This is a genomic window from Streptococcus rupicaprae (assembly GCF_040545225.1).
GTDB classification, from domain to species: Bacteria; Bacillota; Bacilli; order Lactobacillales; family Streptococcaceae; genus Streptococcus; species Streptococcus rupicaprae.
In genome coordinates, this window is the sequence record NZ_JBEPLO010000050.1 from 1 (window position 1) to 3,733 (window position 3,733).

The window sequence follows — 3,733 nt, forward strand, 5'->3', positions numbered from 1 at the left end:
CTCAAAAACCACACAGTGATTCTTTCATCTTGATTGTTTTCAAGACAGAAATCACGGTGTGGTTTGATTTTGAGGCTAGTTTTTGCCCGGCCTCTATTATTATTTTTAATTTTAATTTGCAATGTTTGACAGGCTGGTAGACAAATATTCACCGATCTTTGTCAATTCACGTTCTTTCAACTCTGTAGATGCTTCAGCGTAAATATTCATAGTTGTGGAAACATCTGAATGTCCCAAAATTTCTTGCATAACTTTGATATTAACATCTGATTCTACCATTCGGGTTGTGAATGTATGACGTAATGAGTGATTTGTAAAGTTTGGTAGGGTTACTTCACTTGCTATCTTACCATCGAGAACTTCAAAATTGCAGTCTCGAATAATTCTTTTTAAAGCTTTATTTAATGTACCTTGGTTAAAGACCGATCCGAATCGATTCAAAAATACAAAATTGGAGTACCCATCAACTTCAAAGTTTTGAGGAATGTCAAATTCTTTTTGGCGTTCTTTTTCAATCAGCAGGGCTTCCTTAACTTTAGGAAGCAAAGGAATTGATCGGTTACTTTTTTCGGTCTTAGGAGTATTGATTGCATAAGTACAACCATCTTCAGTCCGAGTATCATAGTACACCAATGTGTGGTTGATATGGATTAAATTATTGTCAAAATCAATATCTTCCCAGCGGAGACCTGTTGCTTCTCCGACTCGCATTCCAGTCCAGAGCAGAGTTGTAAAAATGGGGTACCAACTATAATGTTTGCCGTTTTTTCCGATATAATATTCAAATAATTTTTGTTCTGGAATCGTCAGAGCTTTTTTCGTTTTTTTCCCCTGAGGTCTTGATTGTCTGAGCTCTTTTAAAGCATTATCGGAAGGATTCGAGTTCAGAAAGTTATCTTCGACCGTTATCTCCAGAACCTGGTGCAAAACAGTATGAATACTGTCTATCGTATTGATTTTAACTTTGCGCTCTTCAGCTAAAAAGTTGTAGAATGAGCGAATATCCGTTTTTCTCAAGTTTGTAATCAAGACGTTTCCAAGAACTGGTTTAACAAACTGATTATAGAGATAAATATAGTTTTGAAACGTATTATCTTTGAGACCTTTTTTAAGTTTCATCCATTTTTTAAACATATCGTCTACTTTTAGATTTCTTGCATTTTTGAGACCATTTAAATGATCTTTCAGAATTTTGTCTTTTTCTTTCCGGAGACCGTTCAAAGTTTCAGAGTAAACAGAGTGTCGTTTTCCGTTTTTGTCACGCCATCTGTATTCATAAGTTCCGTTTTTCCGCTGATATTCACCGTCTTTTAAAACCCGGTTTTTATTGTCTTTTCTTCTATTTTGTGCCATTTTTTCTCCTTTATCAATTTTTAAATTGAATAAGCATTAGACAGGAATTGTTCGAATTTCTCTCTTTTTATTAGACGTTTACTGCCGCACCAAAGTACGAAATCGCAGTCTTCATCAACTGTTAAATCTCTCAATTTATTGATTCCGATGTTTGAATATGAAGCAGCTTCTTCAATAGTCAGATTCGTCTTTAACCAAAAAGGGATTTCTTTTTTCATTAGTAGTTCCTCCTTCCGATTTTTTTGAAATCTAGCCAGAACGATTTCTCGAAAATAATATGTCAGATTTTCTTTTTGGAATTGAAGAATTTTGAGAAACATTTTTAATCAGTAAAGAGATCAATTTCTCTGTCAACGACAATTATGATGTCTTCCAAAATTACATTCTCGAATCGTCTTTCTTCGTCATTGATATTCTTATCTACGGAGATTGGTGTCGCAAATGCATAAATGTAGTCGCCTGCTTCGAACTTTTTATCCGCAACTCGCATTCGTTTGCTGTACTGCATTTTGATAATATTTCCTTCTACATCTTGGATTTTCAATTCTGCCCAGTCTTTTTCAGGATGAATTCGTGTTTGAACAATCATTCCTGAGATATAAAGTTTGCAAAACGATTTTTTGTAAGCAAAACCGCTATGATTTTCGATATCATTAAAATAAGAAGCGAGTTCTGTCGTATCTTCTTTAATCTGATCAGCTACATAATGTTGCTCGAATGTGCAGTAATCGGTATCGTAGTTCTCAAGATGAGCTGATAGAATGATATGCTGGTAAATTTCAACATCGTGTATCATAGTGTCATATTCGAAATTGAGATAGACATGACGATGTCCTGCTCCGTTTCGGATAAATAGTGTAAAAAGATGTTTTTCCTCCTTCTTAAATAGCTTGACGATACGCCCGCGAGCATAGAGTCTGTTACATTGTTTTTGCAGATTGTTTTTCATTTTGTTATCCTCCTATTATCAATCTTGCAGTATTAATATGTATGATGAAAAGAATAATAAAAAAAGAACGCCAAAAGCGTTCTTTAGAGAATATAGTTTGTGACTGTAACAGATAATCTCCAATGTGACAACATGAATACTGATACTGCCATAAGGGCCAATCGATTGTAGGTAGTAGGAGCTCCTTTTTGTCTTGCTTTTTGAGTGTTTGTTCCACGCAGAAAATACGGGTCATCTCTTAGGTCGTTAATGAACTGCCTTGGCTTAACAGTCAAGCAGATTGAGAAATGTAATAAGCTTAGAAAAATGGCAGGATTGCTACTAATTTAGAAAAAAGTAATTTGTTACGAAGTGTGTAAGGCTTAGTTAAAACGTGAAAATCTTTCTTGTGATGGAACTCCGTGTGCGGTGAAAGTCGCATGCACGGTGTGAAGTGGGGGAAAATCCGGAGATAATATCAAAGGATTACCTATCACTATCGGGAGCCAAAAGTTAAGGGATCAAGCAATTGATGGCGAAATAAAGACGGAATGACACAACAAAATGTCTAAAACAAAACAGATACTCAAATATAAATTTAATATAACCAATATTTATGGTATAATCCTTATAAATATAGTATTAAAAGAAAAGAGGATTAGTATGGCATTAAATTATAAACCGTTATGGATACAGTTAGCCCAAAAAGGCTTGAAGAAAACTGATGTAATAGCTATGGCAAATCTTACCACCAACGTTATGGCACAGATGGGAAAGAATAAGCCTATAACACTAAAAAACTTAGAAAAAATATGCAAGGCTTTAGATTGCACACCAAATGATGTATTTTCATTTGATGATGATTATATTGGATAAGTATATGGAGTTATGAAAGAGATAATAATTATAGATGATGATATTGCGTTATGTAATTTAATTAAAAAATGTTTAAGCACAGACGGATATTCTGTAGATATTGCCAATAACGGATTGGATGGATATAAGAAAATCCGAAGTGCAAATAATCTGTGCTTGATTTTATTAGATATTATGCTTCCTGATTTTGATGGATTTCAAGTTTTGGATATGATAAGAGAAGAATACACTGTTCCAGTTTTAATGTTGACCGCAAAGTCCGATGATGATTCGAAAATTTATGGGCTTAAACAAGGTGCGGATGATTATCTAACGAAGCCGTTTAATATTAATGAACTTAAAGCAAGAGTTGAAGCTATGGTCAGAAGATTCACAGACTTTAATCAGAAAAGTACAGATCAGCTTAATGAAATCATAATAGAAGATATGAGAATAGATAAAGAGAATAGAACTGTAAAAATAAGTAATAACAGTATCGAATTGAGGCTGGGCAAAAACTAGTTTCAGAATAGACAAAAACGAGCATTTCCGCAGTTGGAGATGCTCGTTTTCTCATGTCATGGTTTATAATTATAA

5 protein-coding genes are annotated in these 3,733 nt (G+C 34.1%); 2 read left to right on the top strand and 3 right to left on the bottom strand.

The annotated features are described in order from the left end of the window. Positions 1 to 111: 111 nt before the first annotated feature. From ABID29_RS12150 to ABID29_RS12160, 3 genes are all read right to left on the bottom strand, one after another. Positions 112 to 1,353, bottom strand: coding sequence for a site-specific integrase (locus ABID29_RS12150; RefSeq protein WP_354366399.1), 1,242 nt, complete (start codon positions 1,351 to 1,353; stop codon positions 112 to 114). Between the two features lie 20 nt (positions 1,354 to 1,373). Then, the gene (locus tag ABID29_RS12155) at positions 1,374 to 1,571 is read right to left on the bottom strand and encodes an excisionase (RefSeq protein WP_354366401.1); all 198 of its coding nucleotides are present in this window, start codon (positions 1,569 to 1,571) and stop codon (positions 1,374 to 1,376) included. A gap of 104 nt (positions 1,572 to 1,675) precedes the next feature. Next, complete coding sequence (locus ABID29_RS12160; protein ID WP_354366403.1) at positions 1,676 to 2,302, bottom strand: hypothetical protein; 627 nt, start codon at positions 2,300 to 2,302, stop codon at positions 1,676 to 1,678. A 642-nt stretch (positions 2,303 to 2,944) separates the two neighbouring features. On the opposite strand from ABID29_RS12160, the gene ABID29_RS12165 reads away from it, so the two are divergent. Further along, the gene (locus ABID29_RS12165) at positions 2,945 to 3,157 is read left to right on the top strand and encodes a helix-turn-helix domain-containing protein (protein WP_354366405.1); all 213 of its coding nucleotides are present in this window, start codon (positions 2,945 to 2,947) and stop codon (positions 3,155 to 3,157) included. Positions 3,158 to 3,169: 12 nt separating this feature from the next. Beyond that, complete coding sequence (locus tag ABID29_RS12170; RefSeq protein WP_354366407.1) at positions 3,170 to 3,658, top strand: response regulator transcription factor; 489 nt, start codon at positions 3,170 to 3,172, stop codon at positions 3,656 to 3,658. Positions 3,659 to 3,733: the final 75 nt, after the last annotated feature.

Bases quoted from the DNA above. Each gene is read 5' to 3' on its own strand.
- ABID29_RS12165 (WP_354366405.1), top strand. From the start codon at position 2,945: ATGGCATTAAATTATAAACCGTTATGGATACAGTTAGCCCAAAAAGGC.
- ABID29_RS12160 (WP_354366403.1), bottom strand. From the start codon at position 2,302: ATGAAAAACAATCTGCAAAAACAATGTAACAGACTCTATGCTCGCGGG.
- ABID29_RS12170 (WP_354366407.1), top strand. From the start codon at position 3,170: ATGAAAGAGATAATAATTATAGATGATGATATTGCGTTATGTAATTTA.
- ABID29_RS12155 (WP_354366401.1), bottom strand. From the start codon at position 1,571: ATGAAAAAAGAAATCCCTTTTTGGTTAAAGACGAATCTGACTATTGAA.
- ABID29_RS12150 (WP_354366399.1), bottom strand. From the start codon at position 1,353: ATGGCACAAAATAGAAGAAAAGACAATAAAAACCGGGTTTTAAAAGAC.